Annotated in this window: 2 pseudogenes; both read left to right on the forward strand. The window is 48.8% G+C overall.

The annotated features are described in order from the left end of the window. Positions 1 to 249 (forward strand): annotated as a pseudogene (locus ACS8FC_RS20440) (hypothetical protein); the annotation flags it as partial. A gap of 116 nt (positions 250 to 365) precedes the next feature. Continuing rightward, positions 366 to 537: pseudogene (locus ACS8FC_RS20445) on the forward strand (collagen-like triple helix repeat-containing protein); the annotation flags it as partial.

Genomic DNA, 537 nt, shown 5'->3' on the forward strand with positions numbered 1-537 from the left:
GGTGACAAAGGAGATAAGGGCGATACTGGTCTGACGGGCGCTCAAGGCATACAAGGCATACAAGGCATACAAGGCGAGACAGGTCCAAAAGGTGACAAAGGCGATATTGGCGCTAAAGGAGATACAGGCGCTCAAGGCGAACAAGGTATCCAAGGTCTGACTGGTGCTAAAGGCGAACAAGGTATTCAGGGGAGATTGGTGCCAAAGGCGAAACTGGTGCTAAGGGTGACAAAGGCGAAACTGGTCTGACTGGTGCTAAAGGAGATAGAGGTGAAGCGGGTAAGGATGCTAACATCAATGTTGCTATACAGACCTCTAATAGCACAGTTACACCAGCCCAGGCGACAGGTAAAGATGCCATTGCGATAGGTAATGGTGCAGTGGCTGAGGGCAGTCAGTCTATTAGTATCGGTGTGGGCAATTTAGTAACAGGTAAAAACTCTGGTGCAATTGGTGATCCAAGTACAGTGAGTGGCGCAGGTAGCTATAGCTTTGGTAATAACAATACAGTCACTGGTGATAACACAGTCGCCTTAG

Source organism: Psychrobacter sp. 1Y4, assembly GCF_051847555.1.